Below are 19443 nucleotides of genomic sequence, written 5' to 3' on the forward strand. Positions count from 1 at the left end.
GTAGCGCGACAGATCGCTGCGTGCTCCCGCCGGATCGGCGTCCGGCCCTTCGTTCGGGCCGGGTAGGGCGTCGACGGGGGCGGGGTCGGCGGGGTGGCTGCGTAGGGTGGGGGGATGCTTGTTGCGCGGTCCGTCCTGTTGTTCTCCCTCGCCGCCCTCCTGGAGATCGGCGGCGCCTGGCTCGTCTGGCAAGGGGTGCGCGAGCACAAGGGGTGGGCGTGGGTCGGGGCCGGGGTCATTGCGCTCGGGCTGTACGGGTTCGTGGCGACGTTGCAGCCGCAGGGGGATTTCGCGCGGGTGCTCGCGGCGTACGGCGGGGTCTTCGTTGCGGGGTCGCTGGCCTGGGGCGTCGTTGCCGACGGGTACCGGCCCGACCGGTGGGACGTCGTGGGGGCGCTGGTGTGCCTGGGCGGGATGGCCGTGATCATGTACGCCCCGCGGGGGCGCTGAGGTCGTGCTTATGCTGGCGGGTAATCGCCCGTACGAACGAGGAGCCCGTACATGAGCACCCGGACCGCCGTAGTCACCGGCGCCAGCAGCGGCATCGGCGCGGCCACCGCCCGGCAGCTCGCCGCGGCCGGCTACCACGTCGTCCTCACCGCGCGCCGCAAGGACCGGATCGAGGCCCTTGCCGACGAGATCACCGCCGGTGGCGGGTCTGCCGTGGCGCATGCGCTGGACGTGACGGAGCGCGGCGCCGTCGATGCGTTCGCGGCCTCCCTGGAGCGGTGCGACGTGCTGGTGAACAACGCGGGTGGCGCGCTCGGGGCCGATCCGGTCGCCACCGGTGATCCGGGTGACTGGCGCACCATGTACGAGGTCAACGTGATCGGCACCCTGCACATGACGCAGGCGCTGCTGCCGGCGCTGGTCGCGTCCGGCGACGGGACGGTCGTGGTGCTGTCGTCCACGGCCGGGCACGGCACGTACGAGGGCGGCGGCGGGTACGTGGCCGCCAAGAACGGGGCGCGGGTGCTCGCCGAGACGCTGCGCCTGGAGATCGTCGGTCAGCCCGTGCGGGTGATCGAGATCGCGCCGGGCATGGTCAAGACGGAGGAGTTCGCCACCACCCGGTTCCGTGGTGACACCGAGAAGGCGGCCAAGGTGTACGCGGGGGTGGCCGAGCCGCTGAGCGCGGACGACGTGGCCGAAACGGTCGCGTGGGCGGTGACGCGGCCCAGCCACGTCAACATCGATCTGTTGGTGGTGCGGCCGCGTGCCCAGGCTTCGAACACCAAGGTGCACCGGGAGCTGTGATCGTGTACGGGAGGGCCCTGACCGTTCGGTCCGGGCCCTCCCGGTGGGTTCAGCCCTTGACGCAGATGACCTGCTTGAGCTTGGCGACGACCGAGACGAGGTCGGTCTGCTGGTCGATGACCTGCTCGATCGACTTGTAGGCGCCCGGGATCTCGTCGACCACGCCCACGTCCTTGCGGCACTCCACGCCCCGGGTCTGTTCCGCCAGGTCCCGCGCCGAGAAGCGCTTTTTCGCTGCGGTGCGGCTCATCTTCCGGCCCGCTCCGTGCGAGGCCGAGTTGAAGGACATCTCGTTGCCGAGTCCCTTCACGATGTACGAGCCGGTGCCCATCGAGCCCGGGATGATCCCGTAGTCGCCGCTGCCGGCGCGGATCGCGCCCTTGCGGGTGACCAGCAGGTCCATGCCGTCGTACCGCTCCTCCGCCACGTAGTTGTGGTGGCAGCTGATCTCCTGGTCGAAGGAGACCTTCGCCTTGCGGAACTCCTTGCGGAAGACCTCCTTGAGGAGGCTCATCATCGCGGCCCGGTTGTACTTGGCGTACTCCTGCGCCCAGAAGAGGTCGTTGCGGTAGGCGTCCATCTCGGGCGTGGCCGCGAGGAACACGGCGAGGTCGCGGTCGACCAGGTTCTGGTTGTGGTCGAGGCTCCGGGCCACGTTGATGTGGAAGTCGGCGAGCTCGTTGCCGATGTTCCGGGAGCCGGAGTGCAGCATGAGCCACACCGAGCCGGAGGTGTCGATGCACACCTCGCAGAAGTGGTTCCCGCTGCCCAGGGTGCCCATCTGCCGCAGGGCCCGGTCGCGGCGGTACTTCACCGCGTCCGCGATGTAGTCGAAGCGCTCCCACAGGTCCCCGAAGCCCGCGTCCCGGAAGCCGTACAGGCGATCCGGGTCCAGCGCCTCGCGGTGCATGCCCGCGCCCACCGGGATGGCCCGCTCGATCTTGGAGCGGAGCGCCGACAGGTCCCCGGGGAGGTCGTTCGCCGTGAGGGAGGTCTTGACCGCGGACATGCCGCAGCCGATGTCCACGCCGACCGCCGCCGGGCAGACCGCGTCCTTCATGGCGATCACGGATCCGACGGTGGCGCCCTTGCCGTAGTGGACGTCCGGCATGACGGCCAGGCCCTTGATCCACGGGAGGGTCGCGACGTTCTCCAGCTGGCGCATCGCGCTCTGCTCGACCGACGCCGGATCGGCCCACATCCGTATCGGGACCTTCGCTCCCGGAACCTCTACATACGACATAACGTCTTAATCCCCCGAAACTCACGGAAAAATCAGATAGGGCAAAAACCCTCGCTTCTGGCCCCAAAACAGACAGGGGACCGGCGCCGGTACCGGCGTGTGCGATAGACATTGTGTCCAGCCGCGTCCAAAGCGCGGCAACGCATTTTCCTGACCGCCGGGCGGCCGGCCGGTCGAAGGGAGCCAGTGGACGTGCAGCGCAAAGCGGTACGGCGAGTCCTGCCGGGCATCGCGATGCTCACCGCCCTCGTCGCCGGGACGGCCGGCCTGACCGGGTGCACCAGTGGGAGCGGTGGCGCCGGCCCCACCGATGCCAAGGCGGGCGACAGCTCGCCGGCGCCCGCACCCGCCGGGAAGTACCGCAGTCTGCCCGCCCCCTGCAAGGCCGCGGACGGCAAGCGCCTGAAGGCCATGCTCCCGGCGGCGACCACCCTCACCGAGGACCAGAAGGTCCAGCTGTACGCGGGCACCGCGGACACCTCCTACGACGCCGACCGGCACGTGGGCTGCCGGTGGACGGCGCAGACGCCCGAGGAGACCCGGCTGCTCGCGGTCCGCTTCGAGCGGGTCGTCTCGTACGACCGGGCCACGACGAGCGACGACGACAAGGCCAAGCAGGTCTACGTCCGCCGCCTCACCGACGCACACCTGCCCTTCCCGGGTCCGACCGCCGCCCCGAGCGGTGCGGCCCCGAGCGGTGCGGCCCCCGCTCCGAGCCCGACGCAGACCGGCGCCCCGGCCGCCCCGCCCGCGACCGCCTCCGGCGCCCCTTCGCCCGGCGGCAGCACCGGCGCCGCCTCGCCCGCGCCCGCGCCCGAGCTCGGCTCCCGCGTCCTCGAAGGGCTCGGCACCGAGGCCTTCATCGAGGACAAGCTGAGCGCGGCCGGCGCCAGCGCCGTCCAGGCGCGGAACGTGCGGATCGTCTTCCGCACCGCGAACGTCATCGTCACCGTCGAGTACAGCGTGCAGCCCGCGCTGCCCGGCACGATCCCCTCCAGCCCCGAAACCCAGGACAAGGCACGGCAGTTGGCCCTGGCCCTCGTCGAACGGTTCAACGACTGAACGCGGCCGCGGCCGCCCCGGAGGTGACCGCGCGCACAGCAGGCGTCCTCCGGATCGGGCTACCGTTGCTCGGGTCCCGCGCCCGCACCGCGTTCTGACACAACGCGCCCACAACGTACTGAAGGAACCATGCACCGATCAGCCTCGCGTCTCACCCGCGTGCTCGCCTGCGCAGCCGTCATACCGGTGATCCTCGCCGCCGCCGGATGCTCCTCCGATTCGGACAAGGGCAAGGGCAAGGGCTCCGACAGCGGCGGCAAGGCCTCCGCCTCGGCCTCCGCCAAGCCGAACGGCAAGCCGTCGACCGTGCTGGAGAAGGCGGCGTTCGCCACGCTGCCCGAGCCCTGCAAGACCCTCCAGGCGAAGACCGTCGAGAGCCTGGTCCCGGAGGCCAAGGACAAGAACGGTACGGCCACCAAGTCGAACGACCTGGCAACCCGCGCCAGCTGCTCCTGGAACGGCCTGGACGAGGACGGCCTGAAGGGCTCGCAGTACCGCTGGCTGTCGGTCTCCCTGGTCCGCTACGAGTCCCACGCCTCGCTCGGCAGCGCGAACAAGCGCGCCGAGGAGCAGTACAACAAGCAGATCGAGGCCGCCAAGGCCACCGAGGGCGCGAAGGACGTGAAGGCCGAGCAGGCCGGCGGCGTCGGCGACCAGGCCACCTCCGTCGTCCTCGGCGTGAAGAAGGACGTGGACTTCTTCAACACGACCGTCGTCGCCCGCACCCAGAACGTGGTCGTCACCGTCGACTACAACGGTGCCGCCTACGAGGGCGCAGGGGCACCGGATCAGGCCAAGCTGCTCCAGGACGCGATCACCGCGGCCAAGGAGATCGTCGCCTCGGTCGGCTCCGCCGGCCAGCAGTCGAAGCAGCCTGACCAGCAGGCTTCCCCGTCGGCCCAGTAGGCCTCGGCCCATTCGCGGGAGATGCACGGCGGATCGGCCGGACTTTGTGGAGGCTGACATTCAGTCACCCGTACAGTCGGCCGTACGCTGTGCCTGCCGTAGCTCGACTAGGGGAGGGGATCGCGGGTGGCCGCGATGCAGCTGACTCGAACGCACCGGATACTCATCGGCGTCGTGGTCGCGGGAGCCGTCGTCATCGCCGGCATCGGCTTCGCGGGCTCGTACGCCGCGGTCCGTGAGCTCGCGCTGAAGAAGGGGTTCGGCAACTTCTCGCTGGTGTTCCCCATCGGCATCGACGCGGGCATCTGCGTGCTGCTGGCGCTGGACCTGCTGCTGACGTGGATCCGGATCCCGTTCCCGCTGCTGCGCCAGACGGCGTGGCTGCTGACCGCGGCGACCATCGCCTTCAACGGCGCCGCGGCCTGGCCGGACCCGCTGGGCGTGGGCATGCACGCCGTGATCCCGATCCTGTTCGTGGTCACGGTGGAGGCGGCGCGGCACGCCGTGGGCCGGATCGCGGACATCACCGCGGACCGGCACATGGAGGGCGTCCGCATCACCCGCTGGCTGCTCTCGCCGGTCCCCACCTTCAAGCTGTGGCGCCGGATGAAGCTGTGGGAGCTGCGTTCGTACGAGCAGGCGGTCGGCATGGAGCAGGACCGGCTGATCTACCAGGCGCGGCTCCAGGCCCGGTTCGGGCGCGCGTGGCGGCGCAAGGCTCCGGTGGAGGCGCTGATGCCGCTGCGGCTGGCCCGGATCGGTGTCCCGCTGTCGCAGACGGCCCCGGAGGGGCTGGCGGCTGCGGGCATCGACCCGGTGCTGCTGCCCCCGGTGGCCGCGGGGACGCGGGCGCCGGTCCTGGAGGCGGTCCCGGCGGCCGCCGCGGTCCCTGCGGCCGCGGCAGCCGCGGCGCAGCAGGCCCCGGCACCCGGTCCGGGCCGGGCGGCGGGGGCGGAGCTGCCGCAGCAGCTGGTCCCGGGCCAGGTCCCCGGGCAGGTGCCGGTGCCGGTGCCGGGCCAGATGCAGGTGCCGGCGCAGGTACCGGGCCAGGGGGAGGTCCAGGGGCAGGTCCAGGGGTCGAAGCAGCATCCCCAGGCGGCGTTCGCGGTGGACCCGACGGCCATGCCCGCGGCCCACGACAGCGCCTGGTTCGCCGGGCCGAAGGCCCCGCAGGCGGCGTACGAGGGCGGCTACAACCCGCAGTACGTGGAGGGCCTGGAGCCCACCCCGGTGATGGCCCCGGCCGGCCCCGAGCTGCCGGAGGCGGAGCAGGCCCTCGCGGCCCAGCAGGCACTGGACGTCCAGCGGCAGGCCCGGGCCGCCCAGCAGGCACTCGACGCGCAGGCGCAGACCGAGGGCCAGGACGCCCTGTTCCCGGCGCCGGCGGCGGACGGGGCGGAGGCCGCCGTGCCGGGGGCCGTCGGCCCGCAGGACGCTGCGGAGGCCGAGGCCGATGCGGAGGCGATCGACGAGGTGAAGTTCGCGGAGGCCGCGTACGAGGTCTTCCGGGCGTTCATCGACGAGAACGGCCAGTTCCCGAACCCGGAGCAGGTGGACATACACCTCGCCGACCGGCTGGGGATCGTGCACCCGCGCAGCGCGTCCGTGCTCCGCCGGCTCATGCCGGAGCTGAAGCAGCGGTACCAGCGCGACCTGGAGAACGAGCACATCGCGTAGGACGCCCGCTCCCGGCCCGGCCGGCCGGGCCTAGGACGCGTCCTGGTGCGGCCGGGGCTCCGGCTCCACGTCGAGGGGGGCGATCTCCTGGAGCAGGCCCCAGCCGAACCGCAGGAAATACCGCCGCCCGTCGACCGGGCTGGTCGCCGCGTACGACTCGTACGGGGTCCAGACGTCGATCGGCACGACACCGGTCCAGGGAGCGCCGTCGGCGGGGCCGTCCTCGCCGCCGGCCCCGGCCAGCATCTCGTCGCGCAGGATCCGCCACGGCTCCGGATGCCGGTCAGCGGCCGGCGCCGCCCCGGCGACCCGGACGAAGGCCGCCCGGTCCAGACACTTCCGCACCACCTGCTCCGGGTGGTGCCGGAACTCGAAGGCGTAGGCGGGCCACAGCGACAGCCGGTACCGGGTGAGTTCGACGGGCCTCGGCAGCCCGGCATCGGCCCGGTCGCCGGAGGCCGCCAGCTCCTCTTCGGTCGCCCCGAGTGCCGCCAGCGCCGGCTCCCGCAGGTACGGCAGCGCCTGCATCCCGCGCAGCAGGTCCAGCTGGCGCAGCCGCAGGTCCTCCCGGCGTTCCCCGTCCGGCGCGGCCCCGGGAAGGGGAAGGGCCCCGCCGGATTCCCGGCGGGGCCCTTCGTACGCCACGGTCAGGCCGCCAGGAGCTTGCGCACCCGGTCCGCCCCGACCGCGAGCAGCAGCGTGGGCAGGCGCGGGCCGGTCTCCCGGGTGACCAGGAGGCGGTAGAGCAGGGCGAAGAACTGGCGCTGGGCCACCTTCAGCTCCGGGGTCGGCTTGGCCTCGGGGTCGAGACCGGCCATGACCTTCGGGACGCCGTAGACGAGGGTGGTGAGCCCGTCCAGCGACCAGTGCGAGTCCAGGCCCTCCAGCAGCAGCTCCAGCGAGCGGCGGCCCTCGTCGTCCAGGGAGGCGAGGAGCTCGGCGTCGGGCGCCTCGCGCACCAGGGTCCGCTGGTCGGCCGGGACCTGGGTGGTGATCCAGTTCTCGGCGCGGTCCAGGCGCGGGCGGACCTCGTCGAGGGAGGCCAGCGGGTTGGCCGGGTCCAGGTCGGAGAGGATGCGCAGGGTCTGCTCGTCGTGGCCGGCGGTGACGTCGACGACGGACGCCAGGGTCCGGTACGGCATCGGGCGCGGGGTGCGCGGCAGCTCGTGCGAGGCGACGCGGACGGCGCGGGTGTGCGCGGCGGCGTCGGCGGGCAGCACGGAGCCGTCGGCGACCTTGGCCTCCAGCTTGTCCCACTCGTCGTAGAGCCGCTGGATCTCCTGGTCGAAGGCGATCTTGAAGCTCTGGTTGGGCCTGCGGCGGGCGTACAGCCAGCGCAGCAGCTGCGGCTCCATGATCTCCAGCGCGTCGCCCGGCGTCGGGACGCCGCCCTTGCTGGAGGACATCTTCGCCATGCCGCTGATGCCGACGAACGCGTACATCGGGCCGATCGGCTGCTCGCCGCCGAAGAGGCCCACGACCTGGCCGCCGACCTGGAAGGAGGAGCCGGGCGAGGAGTGGTCGACGCCGGAGGGCTCGAAGACGACGCCCTCGAAGGCCCAGCGCATCGGCCAGTCGACCTTCCAGACGAGCTTGCCGCGGTTGAACTCGCTGAGCTTGACCGTCTCGGTGAAGTCGTCCTCGGTGCAGACGTAGGTCAGCTCGGTCGTCTCGTCGTCGTACGAGGTGACCTTGGTGAAGTCCTTGCCGCACTCGCCGCAGTACGGCTTGTACGGGAAGTACTCGGCGCCCTCGGCGCTGCCGTCGTCCTCGGCGGCGGCGCCGGAGCCCTCGGCGGCCTCCAGCTCGGCCTCGTCGACCGGCTTCTGCGACTTCTTCACGGCCTTGGGCTTGGTGCGGTACTGCGCGAGGATCGCGTCGATGTCGCCGCGGTGCTTCATCGCGAACAGCACCTGGTCGCGGTAGGCGCCCGAGGTGTACTGCTCGGTCTGGCTGATCGGGTCGTACTCGACGCCCAGCTCGGCCAGGGCCTGGACCATGGCGGCCTTGAAGTGCTCGGCCCAGTTCGGGTACGCGGACCCGGCCGGGGCGGGCACGGAGGTCAGCGGGCGGCCGATGTGCTGCGCGTGGGACTCCTCGGTCACGCCGGGGATGCCCTTGGGTACCTTGCGGTAGCGGTCGTAGTCGTCCCAGGACAGGACGTGGCGGACCTCGAAACCGCGGCGGCGGATCTCGTCGGCGACCAGGTGCGGGGTCATGACCTCGCGGAGGTTGCCGAGGTGGATCGGGCCGGAGGGGGAGAGTCCGGACGCGACGACGACAGGTTTGCCGGGTGCTCGGCGCTCCGCCTCGGCGATGACCTCGTCCGCGAAACGGGAGACCCAGTCGGTCTCGGTGCTGCTCTGAGCCACGACACGTCCTTCTATCTCGAATGCTGGCTTCAGCCATTCTCCCAGACGGAAGCGGGCGGTTCGGGGTTGCTTTCCCGGCGGGCCTTACCGGGGGGCCTTCCCGGGGGGCCTTCCCGGGAGGACGGGCCTTGCCCGGTTATCCCGGGAAATGGGACGCGGGCACGTGGGATACTCGGCACTTGTCGGAACACCCAAGTGCACGCACACCGCACACCTCACAGGAACGGCAGCTCATGGCCTCGGTCCCTTCCCTCGCTTCTTCCGTCCATCAGCGCGTCGCCGACGCCCTCGTCTCCGCCCTGCCGGAGGCCGGTGCGGCCGACCCGCTGCTGCGACGAAGCGACCGGGCCGACTTCCAGGCCAACGGCATCCTGGCGCTCGCGAAGAAGGCGAAGGCCAACCCGCGCGAGCTGGCGACCACGGTCGTCGAGGGCCTGGACAAGGGCGGGGTCATCGAGGAGATCGAGGTCTCCGGCCCCGGCTTCCTCAACATCACGGTCTCCGACCGGGCGATCGTCGAGACGCTGGCGGCACGCGCCGCGGACGCCCGGCTCGGCGTCCCGGTCAACGAGAACGCCGGCACCACGGTGATCGACTACGCCCAGCCGAACGTGGCCAAGGAGATGCACGTCGGCCACCTGCGGTCCGCGGTGATCGGCGCCGCGATGGTCGAGATCCTGGAGTTCACGGGCGAGCAGGTGGTCCGCCGCCACCACATCGGCGACTGGGGCACCCAGTTCGGCATGCTCATCCAGTACCTGATCGAGCACCCGCACGAGCTGGACCACAAGGCCGCCGAGTCCGACGCGGAAGCGTCCGGCGAGGAGGCCATGTCCAACCTCAACCGCCTGTACAAGGCCTCGCGCGCGCTGTTCGACTCCGACGAGGAGTTCAAGACCCGCGCCCGGGCCCGGGTGGTCGACCTCCAGGCGGGCGACGAGCAGACCCTCGCGCTGTGGCAGCGGTTCGTGGACGAGTCGAAGATCTACTTCTACTCGGTCTTCAACAAGCTGGACATGGACGTCCGGGACGCCGACATCGTCGGCGAGTCCGGCTACAACGACATGCTGGTGGAGACCTGCCGGATGCTGGAGGAGTCGGGCGTCGCGGTCCGCTCGGAGGGCGCGCTGTGCGTGTTCTTCGAGGAGTTCAAGGGCCCGGACGGCAACCCGACCCCGCTGATCGTCCAGAAGTCGGACGGCGGCTTCGGCTACGCGGCCACCGACCTGTCGGCGATCCGCGACCGCGTCGGCAACCTGAAGGCGAACAGCCTGCTGTACGTGGTGGACGCCCGCCAGGCGCTGCACTTCAAGATGGTCTTCGAGACGGCCCGGCGGGCCGGCTGGCTGAACGAGGACACCAAGGCCGTGCAGCTGGCGTTCGGCACCGTGCTGGGTGCCGACGGCAAGCCGTTCAAGACCCGCGAGGGCGAGACGGTGCGGCTGGTGGACCTGCTGGACGAGGCGATCGACCGCGCCGCGGCCGTCGTCCGGGAGAAGGCCCAGGACCTCACGGAGCAGGAGATCGTCGAGCGGGGCGCCCAGGTGGGCATCGGCGCGGTGAAGTACGCCGACCTGTCGACGTCCGCGGCCCGGGACTACAAGTTCGACCTGGACCAGATGGTGTCGCTGACCGGTGACACGTCCGTGTACCTCCAGTACGCGTACGCCCGTATCCAGTCGATCCTGCGGAAGGCGGGCGACGCGAAGCCGGCCGCGCACGCCGAGCTGGCGCTGACCCCGTCCGAGCGGGCCCTCGGCCTGCACCTGGACGGCTTCGGCGAGCTGATCGCCGAAGCGGCCGCCGAGTACGCCCCGCACAAGCTGGCCGCGTACCTGTACCAGCTGGCCTCGCTGTACACGACCTTCTACGCCGAGTGCCCGGTCCTCAAGGCCGACACCCCGGAGCAGGTCGAGAACCGCCTCTTCCTGTGCGACCTGACCGCGCGGACGCTGACCAAGGGCATGTCCCTGCTCGGCATCCGCACCCCCGAGCGCCTCTGACGCGCGCCCGGCTGCGAACGCCCCGCCCCCGTCGGCAGCAGGTGCCGACGGGGGCGGGGGCGTTCCCGCGTTCGGGACTCGGGGGCTTGGGACTCGGGGCTCGGGGCGGGGCTCGGGACTCGGGGCTTCGGGGCCGCTCAGGCGACCAGGCCCTCGTCCGCTTCCCGGTGCATGCCCATGCACAGCGCCCAGATGACGAGGATGTTGACGGCGATGAGGACGAGGGCCCACCAGGGGTAGTACGGCAGCCACAGGAAGTTGGCGATAGCGCCCAGGCTGGCGATGGCCACACCGAAGTACCGCGCCCACAGCGCTCCGCTGATCACGGCGAAACCGGCGAAGACGAGCACGATGCCGAGGATCAGGTGGATCCAGCCCCAACCCGTCAGGTCGAACTCGAAGACGTAGTGGCGGGTCGTCACGAACAGCGAATCCGTGGCGATGGCCGAGATGCCTTCGAAGACCGCCATCACCCCGCCGAAGATCATGAATGCTGCCGCCATGGTGGTCATGCCGGATACCGGGGCGTGCGTGGGGTGCGGGCGGGCGGGGTTCGTCCGGGATCCGGCAGCGTCGCTTGCCATCTCTTTCTCCTTCTGGCTGGCCGGCCTGCCCCGCCAGGACGGCGATCCCCTGTTTCAGCGTGTCACGGGGGTCTCCCGTCGGCACTCCGGCCGCCGTACGATCGGCTCCCCGCCAGGGGCGGGGCCGCACGGGGGACATGGCGAACATGGCGGACTTGGGGGAGGCCGAACGTGAACGGTTTACGGCTGGCACGCGCCGCACTGCGGGTCCTGACCGGGGCCGGGAGCGGCTCCCCGGCGCAGTCCACGCTGCTGGCCCGCATACGGGTCCTCGTGGAGGACCGGCTGCGGAGCGCCGCGCCGGGCACGGAGGCCCTGCGCAGGCTCCGCGACGAGCCCGGCGAAGCCTCCACCGCCCTGGCCACCGTCGCCCTGGCGGACGAGCTCGACCAGGACCAGGCCTTCGCGACCGCCCTGCGCGACCTGCTGGAACAGCTGCTCGGTGGTCCGGGCGCGCTCCAGGCGTACGGGGCGGCCCCGGCGGCCGCCCCGGCGCCACCACCTGTCGTACCGCCACCGGCGACTCCCCCGTCGTCGGCGGGGCGACCGGGCCCGACGCCGCCCGCGCAGCCCGTGCCGCCCGTGCCGGCGCTCCCGCCGTCGGCCGGGCCTGCGGGATCCGCTCAGCCGGCTCCGGGCGGGCCGGCCGCGGGGCAGGCGGCCGCGGGGCAGGGCGTGACCGCGCTCGGCTCGATCGGCCTGAACGCGGCCACCGCGCACCCCATCCCCTTCACGCCCGCCGACCCGCCACCACCGCCGCCTCCTACGCCGCCGACACCGCCGTCGCCGCAGATCGTGGTGATCCGGCCCTCCCGCCGTGCCAAGCCGTTCGTCCGGCACTCGTTCCGGGAGGTCTTCCTGCCCGGACTGCTCGCCGCCGCAGGTCTCGCCACGACCGAGAGGGCGTCCGTCCTGCTGCGCTCCCTGGTCCTGCTCATGGCCCTCACCGGCCTGATCCGCGCGCGCTCGGTCTTTCGACGCCCGTACAGCCTGCTGCTCATCGTGGGGCTGTTGCTGAACCTGGCAGTGATCCTCCTGGCCCTGGTCGATCTGGGCCCGGCCCTCTTCGAGACACTCTCGGGGCTCAAGTTCTGAGGGCCGCGCCACGGCCCGTGCCCGCGGGGGGCCGCGGCTGCTCCCCGCTCCCTTCCGGCGCCGGTACCGATCACCCGTTCGGCCCGATTCCGGCGCGCAGGGTCGGGTAGGGAACGGCGCGTCCAGTCCCCGTTCCTCCCCCGGAGGCCCCGTGCCCACCATGAACGGCTCCTACAGACCCGGCACCCCGTGCTGGATCGACCTGATGGTGCCCGACCAGCAAGCCGCCCTCGACTTCTACGCCGGCCTCTTCGGCTGGTCCGGCGAGGTCGGCCCGCCCGAGACCGGCGGGTACTCCGTCTGCGAGTACCAGGGGCAGCCGGTCGCCGGGATCATGAAGGCGATGAACCCCGACGGGTCCGTCCCCGACCCGATGCCGCCGGCCGCCTGGACCACGTACCTGGCCGTCCACGACGTGCACGAGGTGGTCAGGGCGGCCGCCGCGGCCGGCGGCACCACGATCGTGGACCCGACGGAGGTCATGGACCTCGGCCGGATGGCCGTCCTCGCCGACCCCACCGGCGCCGTCTACGGCATCTGGCAGGCCGGCACCTTCGCCGGCGCCGGGATCGTCAACGAGGACAACACGCTGACCTGGAACGAACTGGCCACCTCCGACCCGCAGGCGGCCGCCCGCTACTACGCCACCATCCTCCCGATCACGCCGGCCGCCTCCGAGATCCCCGGCGCCGAGGGCTACACCGAGCTCAAGGTCAACGACCGGTCCGTGGGTGGCGTGATGTCCCTGGACCAGCACCCGAAGGGCACGCCGCCGCACTGGCTGGCGTACTTCCGCGTCGCCGACGCCGACGCGACGCAGGCCGCCTGCGAGAAGGCCGGCGGCAGCGTCATGGCGCCCGCCTTCGACATGCCGGTCGGCAGGATGGCCGTCCTCGCCGACCCGCAGGGCGCGGTCTTCGCCGTCATCAAGCCGAACGACGCCCCGGCACCGCCCGACCCGATGTAAGGGGCCGACGGGCCCATGGGCCGACGGGTTTCCGGGCCGCCACCGAACGAGTGCGGCGGGCCGGAGGCCCGCCGCACTCAGTAGTGGTAGCGGGCCTGGGCGACCTCCACCGCTTGGTCCTTGACCCGGTAGACCAGCCGGTGCTCGTCGGTGATCCGCCGGGACCACCAACCCGACAGGTTCTCCTTGAGCGGTTCCGGCTTTCCGGTCCCTTCGAACGGGGTGCGCTGGATCTCCTTGATCAAGCGGTTGATCCGCTTGAGGACCTTAGGGTCGGCGGTGGCCCAGTACGTGTACTGCTCCCATGCCCGCCCCGAGAAGACGACCTTCACGCGGCAGACCCGGTCCCTTCCTCGCCCTCGACGTCGATCAGCTCTCTGGCCTGGCCCTGGCCGGCGTCCAGCTCTGCGATCGATTCCATGAGGATCTGTGCGTTGCGTGGAGAGCGCAGCAGGTAGACCGTCTCCTGCCAGGACCGGAAGTCCTCGGCAGACATGATCACCACGTCGCCGTGCTCCCGGGAAGTGACCTCTATGGGCACGTGGTCCTCGTTCACCTGCCGAATCAGCGGGTAAAAGCGCTGCCGGGCCTCATTGGCCGAGATCGACATGGACTGACCTCCCGATGCGGAGTCACGCGCAGACTCGTACAGTCTCGTACTCGTACGGCATTACCGTACCAGTCCCGCGCTCCAGTCGAACCTTGACGCGACCCATGCCGGTCACGCCCTCCCCGGCCTGCCGAACTCGCACCACACCGACTTCCCCGGCGACCTCGGCAGCGCGCCCCACCGGTCCGAGAGGGCCTCGACGATACGCAGGCCGCGACCGTCGCCGACCCGGGTGTTGGACAGGCCCGGGCCGCTGTCGTGGACCTCCAGGCGCACGGTGGTCTCGGAGGCGATGAGCCGGACGCGGTAGTAGCGGCCGGGCGAAACGCCGTAGCGGAGGGCGTTGGTCGCCAGTTCGCTCACGCAGAGCAACATGCCATCGCGGTGGTGGGTGACACCCCACGCGTCAAGCGTTTCCGCCGTGAACTCCCTGGCAGTGGCGACGGTTTGGTGGGAGCGCGCGAAATAGCGGTCCCTCATGAGGGCGGGTTCAATCTCCTGGATCACGGGGCGATCGTCGCGTTCCGTGACTACCGTGGACAGTGCGACCGCCCGTACCAAACGATTGGTACGGGTCGGTACGGGTACATCACGGGCGCAGGTGGGGAGTCCGCATTCATGCCGCCGAGGAAACGCGTACCGAAGAACGGCACCGCCCTGAAGATGGTCGGGGCACAGGTGGCCGTACTCCGGACCCGGAAGAACCTGACACAACGCCAACTGGCGAAGTTGGTGCGGTTGGAAGAGGAGACGATCTCGTCGATCGAACAGGGCAGACGGACCCTGAAGCCGGATGTCGCAGAACTGATGGACCGGGTGCTGGACTCGGGTGGGGTGCTGGCGGCGGGGGTGGCGGAGCTTCCTGCTGTGGATCAAATTCCGGCGTGGGCCGAGGAGTATTTGGCTGCCGAGCGTGATGCCCTTGCGATTTCCTCGTACGAGAACCAAGTGCTGCCAGGGCTGCTCCAGACCGACTCCTACGCGGAGGCGGTGTTCCGCAGCCGCATTCCACTTCTCTCGACCGATCTGGTCACTGCGCAGACGGCGATCCGCACCGCACGCCGGGAGATACTGCGCCGCGAGACACCGGTCACCCTCAGCTTCGTCATCTGGGAACCGGTCCTGCACCTGAAGTTGGGCGGCCCGGAGGTCTACCGGGAGCAGCTCATGCATCTGATCAGCTGCTCGCAGCTGCCAGGCGTATCCATCCAGATGTACCCCCTGGACCGCACCAGCCACCCGGCGCTCGACGGCCCCTTCGTGCTCTTGGAGACCCCCGACCACCAGCGCCTGGCGTACACGGAAACGCAGCGAGGGAGTCAGCTCATCACCAACATGAACGAGGTGAGCATCCTGGAGCGCAGGTATGCGATGCTGCGGACACAGGCTCTCAACCCGGATGAGACGAGAGCCGAGTTGGACCGGCTGCTAGGAGAGCAATGAACACCGCACTGACGTGGTTCAAGTCCAGCTACAGCACCGAGCAAGGCGGCGCGTGCCTGGAAGTCGCCATGGCCTGGCGGAAGTCGAGCTGCAGCACCGAACAGGGTGGCAACTGCCTCGAAGTCGCCGTCGACTGGCGGAAGTCCAGCTACAGCGGGAGTGACGGCGGCAACTGCGTCGAGGTCGCCGCCTGCCCCGGAACGGTCCACGTCCGGGACTCCAAGGTCGCCGACGGCCCGGTGCTGGACCTGACCCCCGGCGCCTGGTCGGCACTGACCGGCTGGGTTGCCGGATAACACCACCCGCACGCCGGAAAGGCCTGCTCACGCCCCTACCGGGGCGCGAGCAGGCCGCGCGGGCATTGGGTACAGCGGTAGCGATCTACGGGTCAGCGAGAAAGCGGGTATGAGTGCCGGCCCGTCGCCTCGTCGATCTCTCCGTGGGCCTTCTGCAACATCTGGGACGCGAGATCCATCAGCGCACGCGCGCCTGCGATCTCCTCACCGACCCGCAGCTGCTCCGGGTCGGAGGGGTGACGCATGGCGTAGCCGCGCGCCCGCATCTCGGAGCCGTCACCGAGTCTGACCATGGCCGCCGCAGTGGTGCGGTGACCGTCCTCGGTGAATTCGAGCTCCACGTGCCACCCGACGAGTGTGGACATGGTGCATCACCTCCAGGGCTCACCCTTTTCACTCCAGGGTGCGCCCGGGGCAGAGGGAACGCGAGCGGGCGGCGCTGCGGCGGGCACAGGATCACGGCCGGGCGGGGTCGGAGGCGTATCCGGGGGCGTCCCGTCAGCCCATTGTCCTTTCGGTGCGGGCCGGTCAGTCAAGGGCGCTCCTCCTTCGTCGTCGCGTCGCTTCGCGATGACCTACGGCCACCCTTGACAGACCGACCCACCCCGAAATGCCAAAGAGCTGCCGGGAAGCCCCCGAAGGATGGCCAGGGGGGCCATTCCACACACGGCCCTCGCCAGAGCAGCCGCCCCCCTGCTTCGCCCCGCAGCATCCCAGGCACCCGGGATAGCCAGCTCCCGCCCCCCGCCGGGCACGCGGGCACCAAAAGCGCTCCCAAGGTCCCTACCGGGGCCCACCGGGGCCCCTTCGGGAGCCAGACGGCCCCAACCTGCTGGAAATGTCGAAGAGAAGCGCATCCAGCCCCCGCCAACGCCCCAGATCGCTACGCGCTCCTCGCGTCTCGGCGACTGACCGCCGCCTGGGGCGGGGAGCGCCTCAGATCGCTACGCGCTCCTCGCGTCTCGGCGACCGACCGCCGCCTGGGGCTGCTGGGCGCCCAGATCGCTACGCGCTCCTCATTGCTCGGCGACTGACCGCCGTCGGGACTGGTAGGCACTCGGCGACTGGTGGGCGCTCGGCGACTGACGGCCGTCGATGGCACGGGTCGGCGGGCTGGCGACCGTCGGGTCAGGAGGAGGTCTCGTAGCGGGCTACGCGGTCGGAGACGGAGTTCAGCAGGGGGGTGAGGCGGTCGACCAGGCGCTGGTAGTCGCGCGTGGCGCCGTCGGACCACTGGCCGAGGCCGACCACCATGGCGCGGCCCTGGCCGGTGAACGCCTGGACCATGCCGCTGTCCGGCGGGAGGGTCTTCAGACCCGATGCCGGCGGCGGGGCCTGCGCGCCCACCTGGTAGTCCATGGGCGCCGATCCGAGGCGGGTCACCAGCTTCACGGTGTCGAGGGGGTCCTTCATGGTGAAGACGGCCAGGTTGAACTGGTTGTTCTTGCCGTCCTTGTACAGCGCGACCTGCTCGCCGACGCATCCCTTGCTCTGGGTTATGTAGTCGGCGAGGGCCGGTCCGACCGAGTCGGGTTCGGTGCACGACTTCAGTACCACCGCGCCCACCTTCGTGTACGTACCGCCAGTGCCGTCGGCCACCTGGTCGGGGAACACGTCAGCCAACCCGATCATGGACCGCTCCGCCACGGTGGGCCGCGTCGACGGCGCGGCAGCCGTGGGCGCGTCGCTGCCCACATCCGTCGCGGACCTCAGGACATAGAAGACCACCGCGGCGACCACCAGCCCCAGGGCCACGTTCAGCACCCAGGCCTTCTTCCGGAATCCGCCCACCGGCGTCGTATCACTCACGTCGACACCCTAGTGATCATCCCCAGAAGACTGAATATGCCCAGGTCACAGCCTCATCACAAGCATGCGCCCAGCGACCTCGAACACCCCGAACTCCGCCAAAAACGGAACATCACCCCACACAGGCTCCCTGACGCGCCCAGCCTCCCCAGGTGACCGTCGGCCGCCGCGCACCCCCCAGCCCCGACGCCCGTCAGCCGCCGAGCGATGAGGAGCGCGTAGCGATCTGGGGCGCCCACCAGCCCCACACGGCCGTCAGTCGCCGAGAAGGGAGGAGCGCGTAGCGATCTGGGGCGTTGGCGGGGGCTGGATGGGCTTGTCGTCAACATTTCCGGCAGGTTGGGCGCCCATCCGCCCCCGCGGGGCTCGGGTGCGGGCTTGGGGAGCCGGTTCTGGTGCCCGCGTGCGCGGCGGGGGCCGGGACCTGGCTATCCCGGGTGCCTGGGATGGTGCGGGGCGGAGCAGGGGGCGGCTGCTCTGGCGAGGGCCGTGTGTGGAATGGTCCCCCTGGCCATCCTTCGGGGGCTTCCCGGTAGCTCTTTGGCATTTCGGGGTGGGTCGGTCTGTCAAGGGTGGCCGGAGGCCATCGCGTAGCGACGCGACGAAGGAGCGCCCTTGACGGGCCGGCCCGCACCGAAAGGACGATGGGCTACCGGGAAGCCCCCGGATACGCCTCCGACTCCGGGTGCGGGCATCCCGCTCGCCGCGGCTCCTGGCCGACCTCCTCCACCCCGCCCCACCCCGCCCCGCCCCAAGCTGACGGACTCCCCCGCCGCCCCGTGAACCGGCCACCGCCCCCGTCCTACCGTGCACCGCATGGGCAGGGCGCGGCGAGCAAGGCGGGCACGGGCCGGGGCCAGGCGGGCCTGGGCCCGGGTCTGGGCCTGGGCCCGTGCTGCGGCCTGGTGGCGGTGCTGGCGCGCCGGGCCGCAGCCCAGCACCTCGCGGCCCAGCACCTCGCAGCCCAGCACGTCGAAACACGTGTGGCCACTCCGTTAAGGGTGGCCCGCCGATCGAGCCGGTCCCCTTTCGCCGTCCTCACCCCAGGAGCTTCCGCATGCCCACGCCCACCGGTCTGATCGACGTCCACCACCACGCGGTCCCGCCCCTCTACGCCGAGGCCCTCGGCGACCGGAAGGCCATCCCGGGCGTGGACTACCCCACGTGGACCCCCGAGCGCAGCCTGGAGGTCATGGACGCGCACGGGATCGCCGCCGCCGTCCTGTCCATCACCGCCCCCGGCGTCACCTTCCTCGACGGCCCGGACGCCCCGAAGCTGGCCCGTCGCGTGAACGAGTACTTCGCCGAGCTGGTCCGCGAACACCCCACCCGATTCGGCGCGTTCGCGATCCTGCCGCTGCCCGACGTGGCCGCCGCCCGCGAGGAACTGCGCTACGCGCTCGACGAGTTGGGGCTGGACGGCGCGGGCGTGCTGACCTCGTACGGGCAGCGCTACCTCGGAGACCCGGAGTTCGAGCCGCTGTTCGCGGAGATCGCCGAGCGCGGCGCGGTAGTCCACGTCCACCCGGCCACCCCGTCGAACCGGGACCTGGCGACCTTCGACCTGCCGGCGTCGCTGTACGAGTTCACCTTCGAGACCACCCGCACCGCGGCGAGCCTGCTCTTCAACGGCGTCCTCAACCGGCTGCCCGACCTGCAGCTGATCCTCTCGCATGCGGGCGGCACCCTGCCGTTCCTGGCCCGCCGACTCACCTACGGCCCGACGATCGGCGCCTACCTGGCGGACCGGGCCCCGGCGGACGTGATCGGCACGCTGGGCCGGCTGCACTACGACATCGCCATGTCCGCCAACGAGTTCGCGCTGCCCGCCCTGACCCGTCTCGCGGGTACCGGCCACATCCTGTACGGCAGCGACTACCCCTTCATGCCCGCCTCCCACACCACCGAGAACACGGCCGGCTTCGCCGCGTACGACGGGTGGACGGAGGCCGAGAGGGCCGAGATCGGCCGGGCCAATGCGCTCCGCCTGCTGCCGACGCTCGCCGCCCGCCTCGCCCCCTGAGTGACCTGAGCAGGCAGTGGGGGGGGGGGGGGGGGGGGGGGGGGGGGGGGGGGGGGGGGAGGGGGGGGGGGTGGAGCCCGCCCTCCTCCTCCCTAG

At 71.2% G+C, this 19443-nt stretch carries 20 protein-coding genes; 11 read left to right on the forward strand and 9 right to left on the reverse strand.

What is annotated here, in order from left to right:
• Nucleotides 1-114 precede the first annotated feature (114 nt).
• Complete coding sequence (locus ACZ4VL_RS16720) at nt 115-450, forward strand: YnfA family protein (RefSeq protein ID WP_468200198.1); 336 nt, start codon at nt 115-117, stop codon at nt 448-450.
• Between the two features lie 51 nt (nt 451-501).
• The gene (locus ACZ4VL_RS16725; RefSeq protein ID WP_468200199.1) at nt 502-1257 is read left to right on the forward strand and encodes an SDR family NAD(P)-dependent oxidoreductase; all 756 of its coding nucleotides are present in this window, start codon (nt 502-504) and stop codon (nt 1255-1257) included.
• Nucleotides 1258-1306: 49 nt separating this feature from the next.
• Here the strand turns inward: ACZ4VL_RS16725 and ACZ4VL_RS16730 are convergent, their stop codons facing one another.
• A complete protein-coding gene (locus ACZ4VL_RS16730) occupies nt 1307-2500 on the reverse strand; it encodes an RtcB family protein (RefSeq protein ID WP_468200201.1) in 1194 nt (397 codons plus the stop codon).
• A gap of 192 nt (nt 2501-2692) precedes the next feature.
• Between ACZ4VL_RS16730 and ACZ4VL_RS16735 the strand changes: the two genes are divergently transcribed.
• The 3 genes from ACZ4VL_RS16735 to ACZ4VL_RS16745 all read left to right on the forward strand — a co-directional run bounded on the left by ACZ4VL_RS16735 (nt 2693) and on the right by ACZ4VL_RS16745 (nt 6145).
• Nucleotides 2693-3562 (forward strand): DUF3558 domain-containing protein, encoded by an 870-nt coding sequence (locus ACZ4VL_RS16735; RefSeq protein ID WP_468200203.1) that lies wholly within the window; start codon nt 2693-2695, stop codon nt 3560-3562.
• A gap of 129 nt (nt 3563-3691) precedes the next feature.
• The gene (locus ACZ4VL_RS16740; protein ID WP_468200204.1) at nt 3692-4468 is read left to right on the forward strand and encodes a DUF3558 family protein; all 777 of its coding nucleotides are present in this window, start codon (nt 3692-3694) and stop codon (nt 4466-4468) included.
• A 126-nt stretch (nt 4469-4594) separates the two neighbouring features.
• Entirely contained in the window at nt 4595-6145 is a 1551-nt protein-coding gene (locus tag ACZ4VL_RS16745) for a DUF2637 domain-containing protein (protein ID WP_468200205.1), read from the forward strand.
• A 30-nt stretch (nt 6146-6175) separates the two neighbouring features.
• On the opposite strand, the gene ACZ4VL_RS16750 is transcribed toward ACZ4VL_RS16745, so the two are convergent.
• Together ACZ4VL_RS16750 and lysS are read right to left on the reverse strand one after the other, a co-directional pair.
• A complete protein-coding gene (locus ACZ4VL_RS16750) occupies nt 6176-6790 on the reverse strand; it encodes a hypothetical protein (RefSeq protein WP_468200206.1) in 615 nt (204 codons plus the stop codon).
• Between the two features lie 2 nt (nt 6791-6792).
• Entirely contained in the window at nt 6793-8517 is a 1725-nt protein-coding gene (gene lysS, locus ACZ4VL_RS16755; protein ID WP_468200208.1) for a lysine--tRNA ligase, read from the reverse strand.
• 233 nt (nt 8518-8750) lie between these two features.
• Between lysS and argS the strand changes: the two genes are divergently transcribed.
• Nucleotides 8751-10520, forward strand: a complete 1770-nt coding sequence (argS, locus tag ACZ4VL_RS16760) for an arginine--tRNA ligase (RefSeq protein WP_468200209.1) — start codon at nt 8751-8753, stop codon at nt 10518-10520.
• 137 nt (nt 10521-10657) lie between these two features.
• Here the strand turns inward: argS and ACZ4VL_RS16765 are convergent, their stop codons facing one another.
• Nucleotides 10658-11104: a DUF7144 family membrane protein gene (locus tag ACZ4VL_RS16765; protein WP_468200211.1), complete on the reverse strand. Its 447-nt coding sequence runs from the start codon at nt 11102-11104 to the stop codon at nt 10658-10660.
• A gap of 171 nt (nt 11105-11275) precedes the next feature.
• Between ACZ4VL_RS16765 and ACZ4VL_RS16770 the strand changes: the two genes are divergently transcribed.
• A complete protein-coding gene (locus tag ACZ4VL_RS16770; protein WP_468200213.1) occupies nt 11276-12199 on the forward strand; it encodes a hypothetical protein in 924 nt (307 codons plus the stop codon).
• A gap of 160 nt (nt 12200-12359) precedes the next feature.
• Entirely contained in the window at nt 12360-13166 is an 807-nt protein-coding gene (locus ACZ4VL_RS16775) for a VOC family protein (protein ID WP_468200234.1), read from the forward strand.
• Nucleotides 13167-13243: 77 nt separating this feature from the next.
• Here the strand turns inward: ACZ4VL_RS16775 and ACZ4VL_RS16780 are convergent, their stop codons facing one another.
• The 3 genes from ACZ4VL_RS16780 to ACZ4VL_RS16790 form a co-directional block, all read right to left on the reverse strand.
• Nucleotides 13244-13498, reverse strand: a complete 255-nt coding sequence (locus ACZ4VL_RS16780) for a Txe/YoeB family addiction module toxin (protein WP_468200215.1) — start codon at nt 13496-13498, stop codon at nt 13244-13246.
• Nucleotides 13495-13776 (reverse strand): type II toxin-antitoxin system Phd/YefM family antitoxin, encoded by a 282-nt coding sequence (locus tag ACZ4VL_RS16785; RefSeq protein WP_468200216.1) that lies wholly within the window; start codon nt 13774-13776, stop codon nt 13495-13497. Before ACZ4VL_RS16785 ends, ACZ4VL_RS16780 begins: the two co-directional genes overlap by 4 nt.
• 111 nt (nt 13777-13887) lie before the next feature.
• Nucleotides 13888-14256 carry an ATP-binding protein gene (locus ACZ4VL_RS16790; protein ID WP_468200236.1) on the reverse strand — a complete coding sequence of 123 codons (369 nt, stop codon included), beginning with the start codon at nt 14254-14256 and terminating at the stop codon, nt 13888-13890.
• A gap of 138 nt (nt 14257-14394) precedes the next feature.
• On the opposite strand from ACZ4VL_RS16790, the gene ACZ4VL_RS16795 reads away from it, so the two are divergent.
• Both ACZ4VL_RS16795 and ACZ4VL_RS16800 read left to right on the forward strand, forming a co-directional pair.
• Complete coding sequence (locus ACZ4VL_RS16795; RefSeq protein ID WP_468200218.1) at nt 14395-15219, forward strand: helix-turn-helix domain-containing protein; 825 nt, start codon at nt 14395-14397, stop codon at nt 15217-15219.
• The gene (locus ACZ4VL_RS16800) at nt 15216-15515 is read left to right on the forward strand and encodes a DUF397 domain-containing protein (protein ID WP_468200219.1); all 300 of its coding nucleotides are present in this window, start codon (nt 15216-15218) and stop codon (nt 15513-15515) included. Before ACZ4VL_RS16795 ends, ACZ4VL_RS16800 begins: the two co-directional genes overlap by 4 nt.
• 92 nt (nt 15516-15607) lie before the next feature.
• Here ACZ4VL_RS16800 and ACZ4VL_RS16805 read toward each other — a convergent pair whose 3' ends face one another.
• Together ACZ4VL_RS16805 and ACZ4VL_RS16810 are read right to left on the reverse strand one after the other, a co-directional pair.
• A complete protein-coding gene (locus ACZ4VL_RS16805; RefSeq protein WP_468200220.1) occupies nt 15608-15880 on the reverse strand; it encodes a DUF1876 domain-containing protein in 273 nt (90 codons plus the stop codon).
• A gap of 763 nt (nt 15881-16643) precedes the next feature.
• Entirely contained in the window at nt 16644-17324 is a 681-nt protein-coding gene (locus ACZ4VL_RS16810; RefSeq protein ID WP_468200221.1) for a hypothetical protein, read from the reverse strand.
• Between the two features lie 1057 nt (nt 17325-18381).
• On the opposite strand from ACZ4VL_RS16810, the gene ACZ4VL_RS16815 reads away from it, so the two are divergent.
• Entirely contained in the window at nt 18382-19347 is a 966-nt protein-coding gene (locus ACZ4VL_RS16815; RefSeq protein WP_468200222.1) for an amidohydrolase family protein, read from the forward strand.
• Nucleotides 19348-19443: the final 96 nt, after the last annotated feature.

The organism is Streptomyces sp. NPDC029014, assembly GCF_055564695.1.

Coding starts and splice junctions, on each gene's coding strand:
- ACZ4VL_RS16720 (WP_468200198.1), top strand. CDS start 115: ATGCTTGTTGCGCGGTCCGTCCTGTTGTTCTCCCTCGCCGCCCTCCTG.
- ACZ4VL_RS16725 (WP_468200199.1), top strand. CDS start 502: ATGAGCACCCGGACCGCCGTAGTCACCGGCGCCAGCAGCGGCATCGGC.
- ACZ4VL_RS16730 (WP_468200201.1), bottom strand. CDS start 2,500: ATGTCGTATGTAGAGGTTCCGGGAGCGAAGGTCCCGATACGGATGTGG.
- ACZ4VL_RS16740 (WP_468200204.1), top strand. CDS start 3,692: ATGCACCGATCAGCCTCGCGTCTCACCCGCGTGCTCGCCTGCGCAGCC.
- argS (WP_468200209.1), top strand. CDS start 8,751: ATGGCCTCGGTCCCTTCCCTCGCTTCTTCCGTCCATCAGCGCGTCGCC.
- ACZ4VL_RS16765 (WP_468200211.1), bottom strand. CDS start 11,104: ATGGCAAGCGACGCTGCCGGATCCCGGACGAACCCCGCCCGCCCGCAC.
- ACZ4VL_RS16775 (WP_468200234.1), top strand. CDS start 12,360: ATGAACGGCTCCTACAGACCCGGCACCCCGTGCTGGATCGACCTGATG.
- ACZ4VL_RS16785 (WP_468200216.1), bottom strand. CDS start 13,776: ATGTCGATCTCGGCCAATGAGGCCCGGCAGCGCTTTTACCCGCTGATT.
- ACZ4VL_RS16790 (WP_468200236.1), bottom strand. CDS start 14,256: ATGAGGGACCGCTATTTCGCGCGCTCCCACCAAACCGTCGCCACTGCC.
- ACZ4VL_RS16795 (WP_468200218.1), top strand. CDS start 14,395: ATGCCGCCGAGGAAACGCGTACCGAAGAACGGCACCGCCCTGAAGATG.
- ACZ4VL_RS16800 (WP_468200219.1), top strand. CDS start 15,216: ATGAACACCGCACTGACGTGGTTCAAGTCCAGCTACAGCACCGAGCAA.
- ACZ4VL_RS16805 (WP_468200220.1), bottom strand. CDS start 15,880: ATGTCCACACTCGTCGGGTGGCACGTGGAGCTCGAATTCACCGAGGAC.
- ACZ4VL_RS16815 (WP_468200222.1), top strand. CDS start 18,382: ATGCCCACGCCCACCGGTCTGATCGACGTCCACCACCACGCGGTCCCG.